Source organism: Streptomyces sp. SAJ15 (assembly GCF_007595705.1).
Lineage (GTDB): Bacteria > Actinomycetota > Actinomycetes > Streptomycetales > Streptomycetaceae > Streptomyces.
Window position 1 is genome coordinate 107,610 of record NZ_NISY01000001.1, and the last position, 19,801, is coordinate 127,410.

Sequence of the window (19,801 nt, forward strand, 5' to 3'; positions counted from 1 at the left end):
CCGCGGGCGATGTGCTCACTCAGCCTGATCGGGCCGGCCGGTGCTCGACAGGGCTCAGAAGGTGAGCTTCCAGCTGTCGATGTAGCCGGTGTCCTGCGCGGCGACGTCCTGCACCCGCAGCTGCCAGGTGCCGTTGGCCGTCTCACTGGAGGCGTCGACGGTGAAGGTGGCGATCACGTTGTCCGCCGAGTCCGAGCCGCTGGAGTTCTTCAGCCGGTAGGCCGTGCCGTCCGGCGCCAGCAGGTCGACGACGAGGTCGCCGCGCCAGGAGTGCTTGATGTCCACGCCGACCTGGAGGTTCGACGGGGCGTTCCCGGTCCGCCCGGTGACGGAGAGCGGCGAGGTCACCGCGGAGCCGTTGTCCGGGATGGCGACGTCGGCGGTGTTCTCGTAGGCGTCACCGCCGGGCGGGGTGGTGCCGCCGTCCCCGGCGAGCGTCCACACGGCGTGCGCGATGGCGTCGCTGTTCCGGTCCAGCGCGGTGTCGTTGATGTTGCTGATGGTGTCGCAGGAGGAGTGGTAGCAGCGGTCGAACGCCTGGCCCGCGGTCCCGCCCCACTTCTGGGCCTGGGCGGCGGTCTTGGACCGGCTGGCGCCGGTGAACAGGCCGCCGACCCGGACCCCGACGTTCTTGAACGACGCGTGGTCGGAGCGCCCGTCGCCCTCGGTCTCGATCTCGGTCGGCACGCCCTTGGCGGCGAACCAGTCCTTGAACAGCGACTCCAGCTGCGTGTCGTCGTCGTAGACGAAGTAGCCGGGGTTGGGCGAGCCGATCATGTCGAAGTTCAGATACGCGGAGATCTTCGAACGCTCGGCGGTCGGCAGGTTGTTCACGTAGTAGCGGGAGCCGACCAGGCCGAGCTCCTCGGCACCCCACCAGCCGAACCGCAGGTGCTTCTTGGGCTTGAGGCCCTCGCGGGCCACGGCCAGCGCGTTCTCCAACACGGCCGCCGAACCGGAGCCGTTGTCGTTGATGCCCGGGCCGCTGGTGACGGAGTCCAGGTGGGCGCCCGCGAACACCACCTGGTTGGGGTCGCCGCCGGGCCAGTCGGCGATGAGGTTGTAGCCGGTGGCGCCGCTGGAGGTGAACTGCTGCACCGTGGTGGTGAATCCGGCGGCGTCCAGCTTGCCCTTGATGTAGTCGATCGACGCCTTGTAACCGGCCCGGCCGTGGGCGCGGTTGCCGCCGTTGGCGGTGGCTATGGACTGCAACTGGTTCAGGTGCGCCTTCACGTTGGCGACCGGGATGTCCGGGGCGGCGACGGCGGCGGGGGCGGCCTGGGCGGCGGGCGCCGAGGCGGCCGGGTTCGCGTTCGCGGGCACCGCGGCGGTGGCGACCAGGGCCGCGACCGCACCGGCGGCGACGGCCGCACCGGCGGCACGGCGGATCAGCGATCTTCGCGGGGTGGGCCGATGGGTGCGCAGGGGCGCGGAAGGTGTCATGGGGGGCTCCGAATTCCGAACGGTGGGAGGACGGAATGAACGTGACGAAAGGTGGTGCACGTGCCCGTGGGGAGGGTGGGTGGAGCGAGGAGCGGTCGATCGGCGAAGCTGCGGAGCTGAGTGATGTGAGCTGATGCTCCGTGTGTGGTTGTGTCCGCGTCAAGACGGGAATCGGACACGGCTTGCCGGATATCGATCCCCACGACGGGTGGGCTGTCCGTTAGGGGGCGGTTTGCGATGCCGCGGGGTCGGCGGTGCCGGTGCCGGTGCCGGTGCCCGTGCCGGTCACGGCCGTGGCGGCGTCCATGGTGGCCGTAGTCGTCCCTGTGGCCGTGGCCGTGGCCGGAGTCGTGGCCGTAGCCGCCGGCGTCGCGGTCGCGTCGGCGGCGGCCTTGGCCTCGGCCTCCGCCCGGGCCCGTGCCCGTGCCCGCGCCAGTCGCCCCTGCCGCGCGGTGCGCAGCGCGTCCCAGGTCAGCAGCGTCAGCGCCAGCCACACGAGGGCGAAGCCCGCCCACCGCTCCGGCGGCATCGACTCGTGGAAGACCAGCAGACCGAGGGCGAACTGGGAGGTCGGGGCGAGGTACTGCATGAGGCCGATCGTCGACAGCGGCAGCCGTACCGCCGAGGCGCCGAAGCAGATCAGCGGGACCGCGGTCACCGCGCCCGTGGCCATCAGCAGCAAGGCGTGGCCGACGCCCTCGCCGGCGAAGGTCGTCTCGCCCTGCGCGCCCGTGAACAGCAGGAACGCGAGGGCGGGCAGGAACTGCACCGAGGTCTCGGCGGCGAAGGACTCCAGTCCGTCCAGCCCGACCTGCTTCTTGACCAGGCTGTACGTCCCGAAGCTGAAGGCGAGGATGAGCGCGATCCACGGCGGCCTGCCGTATCCCACGGCGAGGACCACCACGGCGACGAGGCCGATGCCCACGGCCGTCCATTGCGCCGGACGCAGCCGTTCACGCAGCAGCAGCACGCCGAAGCCGATGCTGACAAGCGGGTTGATGAAGTAACCGAGGGACGTCTCGACGACGTAGCCGGAGTTGACGCCCCAGATGTAGGTGCCCCAGTTGAGGGAGATCACGCAGGCCGCGAGGGCGATGGAGGCCAGGCGCTTGGGCTGCCGCAGCAGCTGGGGTATCCACGACCAGCGGCGCAGCGCCACGACGATGCCGACGGCCACGATCAGCGACCACACCATGCGGTGGGCGAGGATCTCGGCGGCGCCGGCGGGCTCCAGAAGCGGCCAGTACAGCGGGAAGAGCCCCCACATGCCGTACGCGGCAAAGCCGTACGCGAGCCCGGCGCGCTGCTCGTTCTGCGGCTTCACATGTCCTCCCCTGAGCGTGGCAACTCGTCGAAGGTAACGCCGTGGACGACTCGTGTCATTTCCGTATCGGAATACGGTCATGACACGTGCGCCGCGCGGCGCGTCGCGCCCCGCCCGATGCGCCGCGTCAGGAACCAATCACTCCTCCTACGGGGCCGGTTCACGCTCCTGCCCGTACCATCGGCACAACACCCGGGGAACGCAGGACCCGCTGGGGGTCTCGTGGAGTACGAGAGAACGGGCGGCTGGGCCAGGCGCGGTCGGCGCCCCACCGCCGCCGACACCGTCCCCGCCCCGCGAGGGCACCCGCGGAACGCGGCCTGCCCGGCCCCCGACCGGACGGGGCGCGCTGCCCCGGGGAGCGGCACCGCCCCGCCGATCCGCGTCGCGGCCCGGAGCGCCCGGGAGGCCCGGTCGTGACCGAGCCGCTGCTGCCCTCCGACCCCACCTGGGTCGCCGGCCACCGTCTGCTGGGGCGGCTGGGCGCGGGGGGCATGGGCGTGGTCTACCTCGGCCGTACGCCGGCCGGAGCGCTGGTGGCGATCAAGGTGATCCAGGCCGAGTACGCGGCCGAGCCGGAGTTCCGGGCCCGCTTCCGCCGGGAGATCGCGGCCGCCCGTCGGGTGAGCAGCCCCTGGGCCGTGCCGGTCACCGACGCCGACCCGGACGCGGCCGAGCCCTGGTTGGCCACGGTCTTCGTGCCGGGCCCCTCCCTGGCGGAGGCGGTCGCCGCACACGGGCCGCTGCCCGTACGCAGCGTGCGCGTGCTGGGCAAGCGGCTGGCCCGCGCGCTGGACGCGGTCCACACGGCGGGACTGGTCCACCGCGATGTGAAGCCCTGCAACGTGCTGCTGGCCGTGGACGGCCCGCGGCTGATCGACTTCGGTATCGCGCGAGGCTGGGAGAGTCCGCGGACCGAGTCCGCCGGCCCCGTCCTCGGCACGCCCCTGACCTCGATGACCTCCAACGACGTCATCGTCGGCACGCCGGGCTTCCTGGCGCCGGAACAGGCCGAGGCGCGCGCCACGGAGGTCGGGCCGGCCAGCGACGTCTTCGCGCTCGGTTGCCTGCTCGCCTACGCGGCGACCGGCCGCCCGCCGTTCGGCACCGGCGGGGTCGACGGGGTGCTGTACCGCACCGTGCACGGCGCGGCCGACCTCCAGGGCGTGGACGCCCTCGACGGACACCTCGCCGACCTGCTGCGCGACTGCCTGACGAAGGACCCGGCCCGGCGGCCGACCGCGCGCCGGCTCGACAAGGCGCTGCCCGAGGACGCGCCGCGGGGCGGTGCGAGCTGGCTGCCCGAGCCCCTGGCACGAATGATCGCGGAGCGGGCCGCCGAGACGGCGGCGTCGCGGGACGCCGACCCCACCGTCCCCGAGGAGCCGCTTCGCCCGGGCCGACCGAGGCGGCACGGTGCCGGGCAGGTCGACCCGATCCGGTGAGCGGCCCGAGGGGCGTCGCGGTCGCCCCGCGACCGGGACTCGTCGCGCGACCGAGCGGCGAGGCGAGGGGCCGACAAGGGGGAGGGGCGAGGCGGCGGGGGAAACAGGCGGTGAGCGAAGGCGGCGCGACGGAAGGCGAGGCGGCCGGAAGGCGGACGTGGTGAAGGGGCGCGGCGGGCCGGACGTGGTGGAGCGGCGTGGCGGGCCGGACGTGGTGGAGGGGCGTGGCGGGCTGGTGAAGGGCGCGCGGAAAGGGCGAGGGGCGTCGGGCGTGGCCCGGCGCCCCTCGGCGTTCGGGCCCGCGCGAGGTGCGCGGGCCCGCTACCGGTTCGCCCACGTGACGTGCGCGGGCCTCGGCGGGTGTCAGCCGACGACCGTCCAGGTGTCGTTACCCGCGAGCAGGGCGGCCAGGTCCCCCTTGCCGTGCTGTTCGATGGCGGCGTCGAGCTGGTCGGCCATCTGGGTGTCGTACACCGGGCGGTCGACGCTGCGGAGCACACCGATCGGGGTGTGGTGCAGGGTGTCGGGGTCGGCCAGCCGGGACAGCGCGAAGGCGGTGGTCGGGGACGCGGCGTGGGCGTCGTGGACCAGGATGTCCGCCTCGTTCTCGGCGGTGACGGGGACGACCTTGAGGTCGCCGGTGGCCGGGTCGCGCACCACGCCCTTGCCGCCGTCGGCGCCGAAGCGGATGGGGCGACCGTGCTCCAGCCGGATGACGGCGTCCTGCGCCTGCTCCTTGTCCTTGAGGACCTCGAAGGCTCCGTCGTTGAAGATGTTGCAGTTCTGGTAGATCTCGACCAGCGCGGTGCCGGGGTGGGCGGCGGCCTGACGCAACACCTCGGTCAGGTGCTTGCGGTCGGAGTCGACCGTGCGGGCCACGAAGGACGCCTCGGCGCCGATGGCCAGCGAGACCGGGTTGAACGGGGCATCCAGCGAGCCCATCGGCGTGGACTTGGTGATCTTTCCGACCTCGGAGGTCGGGCTGTACTGGCCCTTGGTCAGTCCGTAGATGCGGTTGTTGAAAAGAAGGATCTTGAGGTTCACATTGCGCCGGAGCGCGTGGATCAGGTGGTTGCCTCCGATGGAGAGGGCGTCCCCGTCACCGGTGACCACCCACACCGACAGATCCCGGCGCGAGCTGGCCAGCCCGGTGGCGATGGCCGGGGCGCGGCCGTGGATGGAGTGCATCCCGTAGGTGTTCATGTAGTACGGGAAGCGGGAGGAGCAGCCGATGCCCGAGACGAAGACGATGTTCTCCTTCGCCAGGCCGAGCTCGGGCATGAAGCCCTGCACGGCGGCGAGGATGGCGTAGTCACCGCAGCCAGGGCACCAGCGCACTTCCTGATCGGACTTGAAGTCCTTCATGGACTGCTTGGCGTCCGCCTTCGGCACCAGGGAAAGCGCCTCGAAGGCCGAGGTCCCTTCCATCGTCTCAGTCATTGATGGCCTCCTTGAGGCTGTGCTGAATAACCTCCGCGAGGTGGGTCGCGAGTTGCTCCGCCTTGAACGGCAGGCCCCGCACCTGGGTGAAGGACTCGGCGTCCACCAGGTACTTGGCGCGGATCAGGGTGGCGAGCTGACCCAGGTTCATCTCCGGCACGATCACCTTGTCGTAACCGGCCAGCACCGTTCCCAGGTTGGCGGGGAACGGGTTCAGATGACGCAGGTGCGCCTGCGCGATGACGCCCCCCGACGCCCGGATGCGCCGGACGGCCGCGGTGATCGGGCCGTAGGTGGAACCCCAGCCGAGCACCAGGACCCGCGCCTCCCCGCTCGGGTCGTCGACCACCAGGTCGGACACGGCGATGCCGTCGACCTTGGCCTGACGGGTGCGCACCATGTGGTCGTGGTTGGCGGGGTCGTAGGAGATGTTCCCGCTGCCGTCCTGCTTCTCGATCCCGCCGATGCGGTGCTCGAGCCCCGGCGTGCCCGGCACCGCCCAGGGGCGGGCCAGCGTCTGCGGGTCGCGCTTGTAGGGCCAGAACACCTCGGTGCCGTCGTCGAGGGTGTGGTTGGTCCCGGTGGCGAACTGCACCCGCAGGTCCGGCAGGTCCTCCACCTCCGGGATGCGCCAGGGCTCCGAGCCGTTGGCCAGGTAGCCGTCCGACAGCAGGAACACCGGGGTGCGGTAGGTCAGCGCGATCCGCGCGGCCTCCAGGGCGGCGTCGAAGCAGTCCGCGGGGGTGGCCGGGGCCACCACCGGCACCGGCGCCTCGCCGTTGCGCCCGTACATCGCCTGGAGCAGGTCCGCCTGCTCGGTCTTGGTGGGCAGGCCGGTGGAGGGGCCGCCGCGCTGGATGTCCACGATCAGCAGCGGCAGTTCCAGGCTCACCGCGAGACCGATGGTCTCGCTCTTGAGCGCCACGCCCGGACCGGAGGTGGTGGTCACCGCCAGCGAGCCGCCGAACGCCGCCCCCAACGCCGCGCCGATACCGGCGATCTCATCCTCCGCCTGGAACGTCCGCACGCCGAAGTTCTTGTGCCTGGACAGTTCGTGGAGGATGTCGGAGGCCGGGGTGATCGGATACGACCCCAGGTAGAGCGGCAGATCCGCCTGGCGGGAGGCGGCGATCAGGCCGTACGACAGCGCCAGGTTCCCGGAGATGTTCCGGTAGGTGCCGGCGGGGAACGCCGAGGTGGCGGGGGCGACCTCGTAGGAGACGGCGAAGTCCTCCGTGGTCTCGCCGAAGTTCCAGCCGGCCTGGAAGGCGGCGACGTTCGCCTCCGCGATCGCGGGCTTCTTCGCGAACTTCTTGCGCAGGAACTCCTCGGTCCCGTGGGTGGGCCGGTGGTACATCCACGACAGCAGCCCGAGCGCGAACATGTTCTTGCTGCGCTCGGCCTCCTTCCGGCTGAGCCCGAAGTCCTTCAGCGCCTCGATCGTCAGTGTGGTCAGCGGCACCGGATGGACCCGGTAGGCGTCCAGCGACCCGTCCTCCAGCGGACTGGTCTCATACCCCACCTTGGCCATCGGCCGCTTGGTGAACTCGTCGGTGTTCACGATGATCTCCGCGCCGCGCGGCAGATCGCCGATGTTCGCCTTCAGCGCGGCCGGATTCATCGCGACCAGCACATTCGGCGCGTCACCGGGCGTGAGAATGTCGTGGTCCGCGAAATGCAACTGGAAACTCGACACGCCCGGCAGCGTCCCGGCGGGCGCCCGGATCTCGGCCGGGAAATTCGGCAGCGTGGACAAATCATTGCCGAACGACGCCGTCTCCGAGGTGAACCGGTCACCCGTGAGCTGCATTCCGTCACCCGAGTCACCGGCAAACCGGATGATCACCCGATCCAGACGGCGTACCTCTTTTGCGCCATCCGGTTGCCGCTGGCCCCCGACGAGCGTGTGCTCGCCCTCTTGCTCGGCTGGTTCGGCCTGCTCGGCCGGGCTACTGACCTGGCTGGTCACTGCTTCGGACCTCCCTAGAGGCGACGCTTTGTGGACAGTCGGTGCCGACCGGTTGTCCCATGGCCATCGTACGTCGGTAAGGGTGTCCATCCCTGAATAGATCACATGATGGACGCCCGTATCGGACACCTTTTTGTCACGCTTTGTTGCCCTCTGGTCGCCCCGTGGTCCCTTATCCAGCGGCCCTCCCTCACCGGTCGTCGGTTCTACGACTCGCGCTCTACCAGCAAGGATCTCCCGATGGGCCTGATCTGATGTCAGGTGTGGGCTTCTAGGAATTGAGGTACGTCAGCACCGCGAGCACCCGACGGTGATCGCCCTCACTCGGGGAGAGGCCGAGCTTGAGGAAGATGTTGCTGACGTGCTTTTCGACGGCGCCGTCGCTGACCACGAGCTGCTTGGCGATGGCGGAATTCGTCCGTCCTTCCGCCATCAGGCCCAGGACCTCGCGCTCGCGCGGGGTGAGCGCGGTCAGCACGTCCTGCTTGCGGCTGCGGCCCAGCAGCTGCGCGACCACCTCGGGGTCCAGGGCGGTGCCGCCGCTGGCGACCCGCACCACCGCGTCCACGAACTCCCGGACCTCCGCCACCCGGTCCTTGAGCAGATAGCCGACGCCACGGCTGCTGCCGGCCAGCAGCTCCGTCGCGTACTGCTCCTCCACGTACTGCGACAGCACGAGCACGCCCAGCTCCGGGTGGTCGCGGCGCAGCCGCACCGCCGCCCGCACCCCCTCGTCCGTGTGTGTCGGAGGCATCCGAACGTCGGCCACCACCACGTCCGGCAGCTCCCCCTGGGCGGCCAGCTCCTTGATCGAGGCGAGCAGCGCCTCGGCGTCCCCCACGCCCGCGATCACCTCGTGCCCCCGGTCGGTCAGCAGCCGGGTCAGGCCCTCCCGAAGCAGCACCGAGTCCTCGGCGATGACCACCCGCACCTTGTCCTCCACGATCTTCTGACCCCCACGTCAACGGTTCGTGGGTCCAGCATTCCAGGATTCCCCCAGGGCCCGCGCACCCTGTGGACAACCTGCGTGGCGCGACGGCCGGCTGTGGACAACCCCGTCACCCGCGCCGGGGAACGGGCGCGGGTGACGGGGGGGACGAGGCGGGCGACGGCCGGGGCGGCGGGGACTGAGGCGGCGGAGGCGGCGGAGGCGGGCGATGCGGGCGGGCGCGTGAGGATGGGCGGTGGGAGCGGGCGGTGCGAGTGGGCGGCGGCTCAGCCGCGCCAGGGCAGCTCCGCGGTGATCGCGGTGGGGCCGCCCGGCGGCGAGTCGACGACGAGAATGCCGTCCACCGCGTCGAGTCGCTCGGCCAGCCCGGCCAGCCCCGCACCGCCCGAGAGGACGGCGCCGCCCACCCCGTCGTCGGTGACCTGGAGCATCAGCCGACCCTCGGCCCGCCACACGTCGATGGTGGCGCGATGCGCCCGGCTGTGCTTGCTGACGTTCTGGAGCAGCTCGGACACGGTGAAGTACGCGATGCCCTCGATCGCCGGGGCGGGCCGCTCCGGGAGGTCCACCATGACGTGCACCGGGACCGTGCAGCGCGCCGCCACGGCGGACAGCGCCGGGCCCAGTCCGCGGTCGGTGAGGATGGCGGGGTGGATGCCTCGGGCGAGGTCGCGGAGTTCTTGGAGGGCGAGTTTCACTTCGCCGTGGGCGTCGTCGACCATGCGGGCGGCGGCTTCGGGGTCTTCGAGGAGTTTTTCCTTGGCGAGGCCGAGGTCCATGGCGAGGGCGACGAGGCGGGCCTGGGCCCCGTCGTGCAGGTCGCGTTCGATGCGGCGCAGGTCGGCGGCGGCGGTGTCGACCACCGTCCCCCGATCCGACTCCAGCTCCCAGACCCGCGTCGCCAGCCGGGACGGCCCCAGCAGCCCGGAGACCAGCAGCCGGTCCACCGCGGTCAGCCCGCGGAACAGCCAGGGCGAGGCGAGCACCAGCAGCGCGCCGCAAGCCGAGGTCAGGGCGGCCTCCAAGGGGGTCTCGAGGTAGATGTTCTCGGTGCCGTCCTCGTTGCCGTAGAGCTGAATACCGGGCTGGTCCCCGTACTCCGGGAGGGTCCACTTCCACAGCGGGTACGTGAGCATGGTCCAGCCGAGCGTCCACAGCGTCACCGAGACGACGAAGCCGAATATCGCCCAGGGGAAGTGGAGGATCGCGTAGAGCACATGGCGCCAGGAGGTGCCGCTCTTGAGCAGGGCGACCACCCAGCCGACGACCCCGCCCGAGCCCTTCTTCCGGCTCGCGACCCGGACCGGCTCCGGCTCGGCCACGTCCAGCCGGAGCAGCGCACGGGCCCGCACCCGCTCCACGACCCCGAGACCGCGGCAGCCCGCCAGGGCGACGCCCAGCACCGGGATGCCGAGGAAGGTGATCAGCAGCCCGACGCCCAGGGAGAGCATCGCGATCGCGTAGGTGAACGACACCACGGCCATCGGGAGGCTCAGCAGCAGGTACAGGAACTCCCGCCAGGCACGGCCTTCGAACGGCGCGCGCAGCACCGCGGGCACCCCACTCCGGGACTCCACTCTGGTCTCCGGTCCGTATGCGCTGGCCATGTCGTCGTCCGTCCTCCGCAACTGGTTCCTCGCTGGGATGATCTCCAGACTGTCTCCAGCGTGGCGGAGCGCGACTCCTCGGACCATGGAGCCGGTAGGTCTCTTCATGGTGGGGTTAGCCCTACCTCGGGTGATCTCGCTCCGCGGAGCCGGGGCGGGGTCCCGGCCCGGCGCCGCACCAGAACCCGGCTCCGGATTCCGCTCGTACGGGAACCGCCCGTCCGGGACCCGCTAGGCGGTCCTGGCGCCGCCGCTCGCGACCCGGTTCCGCCAGGGCAGCTCGGCGGTGACCGTCGTCGGGCCGCCGACCGGGGAGTCGACGGCGAACAGGCCGTCGACCGAGCGGAGCCGCTCGGCCAGGCCCGCCAGTCCGCTGCCGGCGTCGACGCTGGCGCCGCCCTGCCCGTCGTCCCGCACCTGGATCAGCAGCCGGTCGGCGGACCGCCACAGTTCGATCTCCGCGGTCCGCGCCCGGCTGTGCTTGCTGATGTTCTGGAGCAGCTCGGAGACGGTGAAGTAGGCGATGCCCTCGATGGCGGGCGCCGGGCGGTCGGCCAGGTCGACGGAGACCTTCACGGGCACGGTGCACCGCGCGGCGACCGAGGACAGCGCCGCGTCCAGTCCGCGGTCGGTGAGGATGGCGGGGTGGATGCCTCGGGCGAGGTCGCGGAGTTCTTGGAGGGCGAGTTTCACTTCGCCGTGGGCGTCGTCGACCATGCGGGCGGCGGCTTCGGGGTCTTCGAGGAGTTTTTCCTTGGCGAGGCCGAGGTCCATGGCGAGGGCGACGAGGCGGGCCTGGGCTCCGTCGTGGAGGTCGCGTTCGATGCGGCGCAGGTCGGCGGCGGCGGTGTCGACCACCGTCCCCCGATCCGACTCCAGCTCGGCGATCCGCCGCTCCAGCTCGTCGGAGGGCGACAACAGCGTGCGCGCCATCATGCGGTCGGCGTCGGCCAGGCCGCGCGCGATCCACGGCAGCACCGGCCAGGCGATGAACAGGGCGACGAGAACGACGGTGAAGGTGAGCACGCCCCAGGGCAGTCGGATGATCGAGTGGAGTGTGCTCCGCCAGGCCACCGGGTCCTTCAGCGCCTGCCACAGCCAGGAGAAGAAGTCGCCGCCCTTGCGACGCGGCAGCGGGCTGGGCTCGTCGATGCGCACGCCCAGCAGGGAGCGCGCCCGGCGCCGCTCGAACGAGCCGAGCAGCCGGCTGCCCGCCAGGCCGAGCGTCAGCAGCGGCAGGCCGACCACCGTGATCGAGAGCAGCACGCCCGCGTACAGCCACAGGGACACGAAGGTGAAGCCGACGATCGCCACCGGGAGATTCGCCAGGAGATAGGCGATCTCCTTCCAGGTGTGCACGGGCATCGGGAGAGTGGGGGTCGGCAGCCGGTCGGCCTCGGCGGCCTCACCGGCGTCTGAGCGGGCGGTCATACGGCACAGACTGCCGCCCGCGCGGGCCCGCAGCCAAGGCGGGCCCCTAAGAGAGCACCGCGCGGGGCGGCCCTACGGAAGCACCGCGCGGGCCGTCTGTACGGGAAGCCCCACCGGGCCGGCCGTACAGGAGCCCGCGCGGTCCTACGGGGCACCGCGCGGACCGTGCCGTTCACCGCGCACAGCGGCGTCCATGGTCACGACAGCGCAACGCGCCCCCGCGGCGGTCGCCACGGCACGAGGCGGCGCGTGAGCGGGGGCGCACCACCATGTCTGCGACAAAGCGTGCACGCCACGTGTGCGGGGTGTGCGTGGACGGCTACCCAGTGGGCATAGAGGTGGGGGAGAGGCGGGGGACGCGCGTGGCCGCCGGCGGGGTGGTGCCGTCGCATGCCGGACGGCCGACCCACCCCGGCTCCCGCAGGGCCTAGACTCCCGTCCGTACGGATCGTCGAATATCCCAACGTCGACGAGCAGCAGGCCAGCGCCAGCGGGCAGGACAGGGAGCGAGGGGCGGACACGTGCCGGAGGCGACCGTGCGCACCATGAGTGTCCAGCATGTCCAACTCGCGGCCGACTACTTCGACAGCTATTCGGTGGTCGGCCTGCTCGGCGTGGTCGGCGTCCTCTTCGTCGCCGTGGCCTTCGGGGCCGGGCGGCTGCTGCGGCCCGTGGTCCCGACGCCCGAGAAGCTGCTCACGTACGAATGCGGAGTGGATCCGGTCGGCGAGGGCTGGGCCCACACCCAGATCCGCTATTACGTCTACGCTTTCTTGTATGTGATCTTCGCGGTGGACGCGATCTTCCTCTTCCCGTGGGCGACGGTGTTCGCCGCACCCGGCTTCGGCGCCACGACGCTGGTGGAGATGTTCATCTTCCTCGGCTTCCTCGCCGTGGGCCTCCTGTACGCATGGAAGAAGGGCGTCCTCGAATGGACGTGACCCCTGTGACTCCCGGGACTCCAGTGACCCCCGCGAACGCCTCGTCGGCCACCCCCGCTGCCAGCGCCGCCACGCCCGCGGCCGCGTCCTCCGCGGCCCCCGAGCTCCTGCCGGAGCCGCGGCGCCTGGGCGTGCTGTCGCGCCTCGCCCCCGAGCCCATGAAGGTGGTCCTGAACTGGGGCCGCCGCTACAGCCTGTGGGTCTTCAACTTCGGGCTGGCGTGCTGTGCGATCGAGTTCATCGCGGCGTCCATGTCCCGCCACGACTTCATCCGGCTCGGCGTGATCCCGTTCGCGCCCGGCCCCCGCCAGGCCGATCTCATGATCGTCTCTGGCACGGTCACCGACAAGATGGCGCCCGCGGTGAAGCGGCTGTACGAGCAGATGCCCGAGCCGAAGTACGTGATCTCCTTCGGCGCCTGCTCCAACTGCGGCGGTCCCTACTGGGACTCCTACTCCGTGACCAAGGGCGTGGACCAGATCATCCCCGTCGACGTCTACGTGCCCGGCTGCCCGCCCCGCCCCGAGGCCCTCCTCCAGGGCATCCTCAAGCTCCAGGAGAAGATCGCCGACGAGTCGCTGGGCGAGCGGTACGCCGCCCCCGGCGCGGGCACGGGGCGCGCCTCCTCAAGCGCCCTGCGCAGCGGGCTGATCATGCCTCCGCCGCCGCCCGGCGCCGCTCCGACAAGCGCCGCCGTCACTCCGGACGCGGGCACGCCGGACGCGGACAGTCCGGACGCCCCGCGTGGAGAGGGCGACCGATGACCGAACGCGACGAACGGCCCGCGGGCCCGCCGGCCGCCGAGACCATCGAGGCCGAGACCGCTGGGGCCGTCGGTACCGGCGGTACCGCTGAAGCGCCCGGGACCGCTGGGGCCGGCGGGACCGCTGAGGCCACCGGGACCGCTGCGGCCCACGGGACCACTGAGTCCGCTGGAACCACTGAGTCCGCTGGAACCACAGAGCCCGCTGGAACCACAGAGCCGCAGCCCGCGGAGCCGCCGGTCGGCTGGCTGCCCGGCCCGGCCGACGAGATCTTCGGCGCGGGTGCCACGGCCGAGGAGAGCTACGACCTGCTCACGGTCGACGTCCCCGCCGCCGCGTGGCTGACCGCCCTGGAGGCCGCCCGCTCCACGCTGGGCTGCACCTATTTCGACTGGCTGAGCGCCGTCGACGAGCCGGGCACCGGCTTCCGCGTCGCCGCGCACGTCGTCGCGCTCCCCGGCGCCGGGCCCTCCGCCAGGCCGGCCGAGGGCGGCGCCACGACCGTACGGCGCCTGCTCGTACGGACCACCGTGCCGCACGAGGCGCCGGCGCTGCCCACCGCCACCGGCGTGTACGCGGGCGCGGCGTGGCACGAGCGCGAGACGCACGAGATGTTCGGCATCGGCTTCACCGGCCACCCGCACCTGGCGCCGCTGCTGCTCCCGGACAGCTTCGAGGGGCACCCGCTGCGCAAGGACTTCGTGCTGGCCGCGCGCGTGGCCAAGGCATGGCCGGGCGCCAAGGAGCCGGGAGAGTCCGACCACGGCGGCCCCAAGCGCCGCCAGATGCTTCCGCCCGGCGTTCCCGACCCCAACGAGTGGGGCCCGCTCAAGGGCCAGCTCCCCGCGGCCCCCGCCCGCCCGGCCCGAGGCGCCCGCGCCGCGGGTGCGGCGGCGGGCGAGCGCCCGGCACGCCGTACCCGTACCGCCGCCGCGGGCTCCGCGAGCCAGTCCACCGGCGCCGCCGCGACGAGCCCGGCTGCCGCGGAGGCGGCGCCGGCCACCACCCCGCGCCGCGCGCGGAGCGCGAGCGCCGGCTCCGCGAGCCAGCGCGGCGCGGCGGAGCCCACGACCGAGCAGGCATCCGAGCAGGCGTCTGGTCAGCCCGGAACCGCCGCACCGGCGCGCCGCGCGCGGAGTGCCGACGACGGTTCGGCGAGCCAGCGCCCGGCGGCCGCACCGCCGACCTCCGACGCCCCACGGCCCGACGCCCCGCAGCCCGACGCCGCGGCCGGCCCGCCGCAGACCGCCGCACCGGCCGGTCCGCGCCGCGCGCGCAGCGCCGGCGCCGGTTCGGCAAGCCAGCGGGCGGCAGCCGCGGCCTCGGCTGCGGCCGGGGAGTCGGCGAAGGCCGCCGACGCCTCACAGACAGCCGCCGACGCCTCAGAGACGACGGACGCCGCCGCGCAGCCGCGCGGGTCGGCGGCACCGGCCGCCGGCACCGCGGCGCGCCCCGCTCCGCCGCGCACCCGCTCGGCCGACGCGCCCTGGCACCACGCCCGCCCGGCGTTCGACGAGCCCGACACGGCCGCCGAGGACGCCGCAAAGGAGTCCAAGCCCGCCGAGGACGCCGCCACAGAGTCCAAGCCCGCCGAGGACGCCGCCACAGAGTCCAAGCCCGCCGAGGACGCCGCCACAGAGTCCAAGCCCGCCGAGGACGCGGCAGAGGGGGCGTCGCGGGAGGCTCGGGACGCGGCCGCCGAGGACGCCTCCGGCGCGGCCCCCGCTTCGGGCGCCGAGGCGCCCGGCAGCCCCGACCCGGGCCCCGCTCCCACCCCGACCCCTGACCCCGACCCCGACCCCGGACACGATGGAGGCGACAGGTGAACGACGTCCTCGACGTCGGGCTGCGACTGCTCGCCGTATTCCTCGCCTTCCTGGTGTTTCCCCTGGTCATCGGGCAGACCGAGCACAAGGTCATGGCCCATATGCAGGGGCGGCTCGGGCCGATGTACGCCGGTGGTTTCCACGGGTGGGCCCAGCTGGTCGCGGACGGGGTGAAGTTCGCGCAGAAGGAGGACGTGGTCCCGGCCGGGGCCGACCGGCGCATCTTCCAGCTCGCGCCGGCCGTCGCCCTGCTCCCGTATCTCCTGGTGCTGGTGGCGATCCCGATCGGCCCGGACAACGCCGTCGGCAGGTTCGTCGACGCCGGCATCTTCTTCGTGCTCGCCGTGATGGGCGTGGGCGTGCTCGGTTCGCTGATGGCGGGCTGGGCCTCGGCCAACAAGTTCTCGCTGCTCGGCGGCCTGCGCACGGCCGCGCAGCTCATGGCGTACGAACTGCCGATGCTGCTGGCCGCCGCCTCGGTGGCGATGGCCGCCGGCACCGTCTCGCTGCCGGGCATCCTCCACGAGTTCGAGTGGTGGTGGGTGCCCTGGCAGATCGTGGGCGGACTGGTCTTCTTCACCGCCGGACTCGCCGAGCTCCAGCGCCCGCCGTTCGACGCGCCGGTCGCCGACTCGGAGATCATCTTCGGTGCGTACACCGAGTACACCGGCCTGCGCTTCGCCCTCTTCCTGCTCGCCGAGTACGCGGGCATCGTCGTCCTGTGCGCGCTGACCAGCGTGCTCTTCCTGGGCGGCTGGCACGGACCGTTCGCCGACGACCTCGGCTGGCTGTGGACACTGCTGAAGACCGGCCTCCTCGCCTTCGTCGTGATCTGGCTCCGGGTGACCTATCCGCGGCTCCGCGAGGACCAGCTGCAGCGCTTCGCCTGGACCGTGCTCATCCCGTTCGCCCTCGCCCAGATCGCCCTCACCGGCGTCATCAAGGTGGTGATCTCCTGATGTCCCTCCCGTCGCCCGACCACCAGCCCTCGACGACGCCCTCCGGGCGACCCCGGCGGTTCCCCGGTTCCGGCCTGGCCAAGGGCCTGGCGGTCACGCTGCGGACGATGACCCGGAAGTCGCACACCGCGCAGTACCCGGAGGTGCAGCCCGATCTGCCGCCGCGTACGCGCGGGGTCATCGGGCTGTTCGAGGAGAACTGCACGGTCTGCATGCTGTGCGCGCGCGAGTGCCCGGACTGGTGCATCTACATCGACTCCCACAAGGAGACGGTGCCGCCCGCCGCCCCCGGCGGGCGGGAGCGCAGCCGCAATGTGCTGGACCGCTTCGCCATCGACTTCTCGCTCTGCATGTACTGCGGCATCTGCATCGAGGTGTGCCCCTTCGACGCGCTGTTCTGGTCGCCGGAGTTCGAGTACGCGGAGACGGACATCCGCGACCTCACCCATGAGCGCGACAAGCTGCGCGAGTGGATGTGGACGGTACCGGCGCCGCCGGCGCTGGACCCGGGGGCCGAGGAGCCCAAGGAGATCGCGGCCGCCCGCAAGACCGCCGACAAGCTCGCCTCGGAGCTGGAGAACCGCACCGGGCAGGAGGGCGACGCATGACGCTCGCGGCCGCCGGCCACGGCTTCCTGTCGCCCACGGGCGTCGAGATCGTCTTCCTTCTGGTCGGCCTCGCCACCCTGGGCGCCGCCGTGCTGACCGTCACCACCAGGCAGCTGGTCCACGCGGCCCTGTGGCTGGTGGTGGCGCTCGGCGGGCTCGCCGTTGAGTACCTCCTGCTCACCGCCGAGTTCATCGCCTGGGTGCAGGTGCTGATCTACGTCGGCTCCGTGGTGGTGCTGCTCCTCTTCGGACTGATGCTGACCAAGGCGCCCATCGGCCGCTCGCCCGACGCCGACTCGGGCAACCGCTGGGTCGCGCTCGCGGTGGCCGTGGCCTCCGCCGCAACGCTGGTCTGGGTGGTCGTCGACGCCTTCCGCTCCACCTGGATCGACCTCGACCAGGGCGTGCAGGGCTCCACCGCCGTCTCCGGCGAGAGCCTGTTCCGGCACTGGGTGCTGCCCTTCGAGGCGCTGTCCGTCCTCCTCCTCGCCGCGCTGATCGGCGCCATCGTCCTGTCCCGCAAGAACGGCAGGAACGGCGAGAACGGCGGCAACGGCGGCAACGCCGAGAGCGCCGAGATCGGGGAGAACCGCCGGGAGACTCGGCACGGTAAGGAGACGACGCGCTGATGCACCTCGCCTACCCCGCCGTCCTGGCGGTCCTGCTGTTCTGCACGGGGCTCTACGGCGTCCTGGCCCGGCGCAACGCCATCCTGGTGCTGATGTCGGTCGAGCTGATGCTCAACGCCGTCAACCTCAACCTCGTCGCCTTCGACGTCTGGCTCCGCGACACGCTGCACGCGGGCCAGGCGCTCACCCTCTTCACCATCGCCATCGCCGCCGCCGAGATCGGCATCGGACTGGCCATCGTGCTGCTGGTCTACCGCAACCGCGGCACGTCCGACGTCGACAGGCTCACCGACCTCGCGGAGCGACCCGGGACCGGGCTGCCCGAGGCGGGGGAGTCCGCGGAGAAGAAGGCAGAGGCCGCCGCGTGACGATCACGACCACCGCCGCCCTCGTCCCGCTGTTGCCCTTCCTCGGTGCCGTCGCGGGCCTGCTCCTGGGCCGCCGCGCCCCCGGCTTCGTCCGGCCCCTCGCCGTGCTGCCCGCGCTGGCCGCGGCCGCGCTGGCGACCGTCGTCGCGGTCCGGCAGAACGGCGGGGACCCGGTCGGCGGCTCCGTCCGACTGGCCGACACCGGCTCGATCCCCATCGACCTCGCGTTCCACATCGACGGCTTCGCCGCGCTGGTGGCGGTCCTGGTGGGCGTGGTGGCCTCCTGCGTGCAGATCTTCTCCACCGGCTATCTGCGCGACGACCCGCGCTACCCCTCCTACGCCGCCCTGGTCTCCCTCTTCACGGCCGCGATGCTGCTGGTCGTCTACTCCGACGACCTGATCGTGCTGCTCGTCGGCTGGGAGATCATGGGCATCTGCTCGTACTTCCTGGTGGGCCACTACTGGGAGACCGCGGCCGCCCGCTCCGCCTCGCTGAAGGCGTTCCTGGTCACCAAGCTGGGCGACGTGCCCTTTCTGATCGGCGTCTTCGCGCTCGCCGCGGACGCGGGCACGTTCCGCATCAGCACCATCTACGACCGGCTCACCTCCTCCGTCTCCGACTTCCAGCTCGACCAGCCGACCCTCATCGCGCTGCTGCTGTTGGCCGGAGTCGCGGGCAAGTCCGCGCAGTTCCCGCTGCACAGCTGGCTGCCGGACGCGATGGCGGGCCCCACCCCGGTCTCCGCGCTGATCCACGCGGCCACCATGGTCGCCGCCGGCGTGTACTTCATCGCGCGCCTGCTGCCCGTCTTCACCTCCTCGGCGGCGGCGCTGGTCGTGATGGGGATCATGGCGGCGATCACCATGATCGGCTCGGCGCTGTGCGCCCTGGCCCAGGACGACATCAAGCGGGTGCTGGCCTACTCCACCATCGGCCAGCTCGGCTACATGACGGGTGCGCTCGCCGTCGGCGACCGCGGCGCGGGCGTGTTCCACCTGATGACCCACGGCGCGTTCAAGGCCCTGCTGTTCCTGGCCGCGGGCGTGATCATCTATGTGGCGGGCACCAACTCGCTGACCGAGATGGCGCGGGCCGGCGGCGTCCGCCGGCTCGCCCCCGACGCCTACCGAACCCTGACCGTCGGCCTGATCGCCCTGGCCGCGCTGCCCCCGTTCAGCGGCTTCTTCTCCAAGGAGGCCGTGCTCAGCTCCGCCGAGCACACCGCGCTCGGCCACGCCCACGGCATCCCGGCCGCGGCCGGCTGGACCGTGTTGGTCGCCGGGCTGCTCACGGCGCTGCTCACCGCCGCCTACGCCACCCGGCTGTGGCTGCTGGCCGGCAACCCGGGCCGGGCGACGCGCGCCGCCGAAGCCGCGGAGGCCGCGCGGCCTCCGGCGTCCGGGACCGCGGCCGAGCCCGCCGAGCCGTCGGCCAAGCAGGTGCCGCTCGCCATGAACCTCGTCCTGTGGGTGCTCGCCGTCCCGGCGCTCACCTCCGGACTGCTCTTCAACCACCTCCCCGGCTGGTTCGACGACCGCTCCCTCGACCCGACGCTGACCACCTCCCTGGTGGGCACGGGGCTGGCCCTGGCCGGCGGGCTCGTCACCTACGGGGCCTGGCGGCGCACCGCCGCGCTCGCGGCCCCCGCCCCGCTCGTGCCGACCGCCGGCCCCGCCCCCGCGGCGGCCGGCGCCGAGCCCGCCCTGGTCGAGGCCGGGGCCATCGCCGACCACGAGCAGCCGTACACCCACGAGCAGCCGTACCCGGCCGGCGCCGCGGCCCCCGACCATGTGGATCCCGGCCGGCTGCTGCTCGGCCCGCTCCACCCGCACGCGGCGGCCGGGTTCCACCTCGACGCCGTCTACACCGCGCTGTTCGTCCGCCCCGTGCGGGCCGCCGCCACGCTCGTCCGCTTCCTCGACCGCGAGGTCGTCGACGCGTACGTGCGGGGCGCGGGCACCGCCCCCGGCCTGCTGGGCGCGGCCGTCCGACGCGCCCAGACCGGCAATGTGCAGACCTATCTGAGCGCGCTGCTCGCGGGCTCGCTCGTGCTGGCCGTCGCCGCCGTCCTCGTCGCAGCCGGAGCCTGACCCGT

At 72.5% G+C, this 19,801-nt stretch carries 15 protein-coding genes and 1 pseudogene; 9 read left to right on the top strand and 7 right to left on the bottom strand.

Translation table 11 applies throughout. From position 1 onward, the window contains the following. Positions 1-54 precede the first annotated feature (54 nt). Positions 55-1,443 carry a M28 family metallopeptidase gene (locus CD790_RS00490; protein WP_144380894.1) on the bottom strand — a complete coding sequence of 463 codons (1,389 nt, stop codon included), beginning with the start codon at positions 1,441-1,443 and terminating at the stop codon, positions 55-57. Between the two features lie 220 nt (positions 1,444-1,663). Continuing rightward, on the bottom strand, positions 1,664-2,767 hold the full coding sequence (gene rarD, locus CD790_RS00495; protein WP_260867248.1) for an EamA family transporter RarD: 1,104 nt from the start codon (positions 2,765-2,767) through the stop codon (positions 1,664-1,666). A gap of 416 nt (positions 2,768-3,183) precedes the next feature. Here rarD and CD790_RS00500 point away from each other — a divergent pair. Next, positions 3,184-4,155 (top strand): annotated as a pseudogene (locus CD790_RS00500) (serine/threonine-protein kinase); the annotation flags it as partial. A 420-nt stretch (positions 4,156-4,575) separates the two neighbouring features. Here the strand turns inward: CD790_RS00500 and CD790_RS00505 are convergent. The 5 genes from CD790_RS00505 to CD790_RS00530 all read right to left on the bottom strand — a co-directional run bounded on the left by CD790_RS00505 (position 4,576) and on the right by CD790_RS00530 (position 11,608). Continuing rightward, positions 4,576-5,652 (bottom strand): 2-oxoacid:ferredoxin oxidoreductase subunit beta, encoded by a 1,077-nt coding sequence (locus CD790_RS00505; RefSeq protein ID WP_144380897.1) that lies wholly within the window; start codon positions 5,650-5,652, stop codon positions 4,576-4,578. Continuing rightward, positions 5,645-7,621: a 2-oxoacid:acceptor oxidoreductase subunit alpha gene (locus CD790_RS00510; RefSeq protein WP_144380898.1), complete on the bottom strand. Its 1,977-nt coding sequence runs from the start codon at positions 7,619-7,621 to the stop codon at positions 5,645-5,647. Before CD790_RS00510 ends, CD790_RS00505 begins: the two co-directional genes overlap by 8 nt. A 271-nt stretch (positions 7,622-7,892) precedes the next feature. Beyond that, complete coding sequence (locus CD790_RS00515; protein ID WP_277744746.1) at positions 7,893-8,552, bottom strand: response regulator transcription factor; 660 nt, start codon at positions 8,550-8,552, stop codon at positions 7,893-7,895. A 284-nt stretch (positions 8,553-8,836) separates the two neighbouring features. After that, positions 8,837-10,177, bottom strand: a complete 1,341-nt coding sequence (locus CD790_RS00525) for a sensor histidine kinase (RefSeq protein WP_144380901.1) — start codon at positions 10,175-10,177, stop codon at positions 8,837-8,839. A gap of 231 nt (positions 10,178-10,408) precedes the next feature. Further along, positions 10,409-11,608, bottom strand: a complete 1,200-nt coding sequence (locus CD790_RS00530) for a sensor domain-containing protein (protein ID WP_144380902.1) — start codon at positions 11,606-11,608, stop codon at positions 10,409-10,411. A 545-nt stretch (positions 11,609-12,153) separates the two neighbouring features. On the opposite strand from CD790_RS00530, the gene CD790_RS00535 reads away from it, so the two are divergent. The 8 genes from CD790_RS00535 to CD790_RS00570 all read left to right on the top strand — a co-directional run bounded on the left by CD790_RS00535 (position 12,154) and on the right by CD790_RS00570 (position 19,796). Next, the gene (locus tag CD790_RS00535) at positions 12,154-12,549 is read left to right on the top strand and encodes an NADH-quinone oxidoreductase subunit A (RefSeq protein ID WP_144380903.1); all 396 of its coding nucleotides are present in this window, start codon (positions 12,154-12,156) and stop codon (positions 12,547-12,549) included. Then, complete coding sequence (locus CD790_RS00540) at positions 12,540-13,313, top strand: NADH-quinone oxidoreductase subunit B (protein WP_144380904.1); 774 nt, start codon at positions 12,540-12,542, stop codon at positions 13,311-13,313. Before CD790_RS00535 ends, CD790_RS00540 begins: the two co-directional genes overlap by 10 nt. Next, complete coding sequence (locus tag CD790_RS00545) at positions 13,310-15,139, top strand: NADH-quinone oxidoreductase subunit C (RefSeq protein ID WP_260867249.1); 1,830 nt, start codon at positions 13,310-13,312, stop codon at positions 15,137-15,139. The genes CD790_RS00540 and CD790_RS00545 overlap by 4 nt, the downstream gene beginning before the upstream one ends. Continuing rightward, entirely contained in the window at positions 15,136-16,098 is a 963-nt protein-coding gene (locus CD790_RS00550) for a complex I subunit 1 family protein (RefSeq protein ID WP_144380905.1), read from the top strand. Before CD790_RS00545 ends, CD790_RS00550 begins: the two co-directional genes overlap by 4 nt. Before the next feature lie 107 nt (positions 16,099-16,205). Continuing rightward, positions 16,206-16,706, top strand: coding sequence for a 4Fe-4S binding protein (locus tag CD790_RS00555; RefSeq protein ID WP_144381819.1), 501 nt, complete (start codon positions 16,206-16,208; stop codon positions 16,704-16,706). Then, positions 16,703-17,335 carry an NADH-quinone oxidoreductase subunit J gene (locus CD790_RS00560; protein WP_144380906.1) on the top strand — a complete coding sequence of 211 codons (633 nt, stop codon included), beginning with the start codon at positions 16,703-16,705 and terminating at the stop codon, positions 17,333-17,335. The genes CD790_RS00555 and CD790_RS00560 overlap by 4 nt, the downstream gene beginning before the upstream one ends. Continuing rightward, complete coding sequence (nuoK, locus tag CD790_RS00565) at positions 17,335-17,703, top strand: NADH-quinone oxidoreductase subunit NuoK (protein ID WP_144380907.1); 369 nt, start codon at positions 17,335-17,337, stop codon at positions 17,701-17,703. Before CD790_RS00560 ends, nuoK begins: the two co-directional genes overlap by 1 nt. After that, positions 17,700-19,796 (top strand): NADH-quinone oxidoreductase subunit L, encoded by a 2,097-nt coding sequence (locus tag CD790_RS00570; RefSeq protein WP_144380908.1) that lies wholly within the window; start codon positions 17,700-17,702, stop codon positions 19,794-19,796. Before nuoK ends, CD790_RS00570 begins: the two co-directional genes overlap by 4 nt. Positions 19,797-19,801 lie beyond the last annotated feature (5 nt).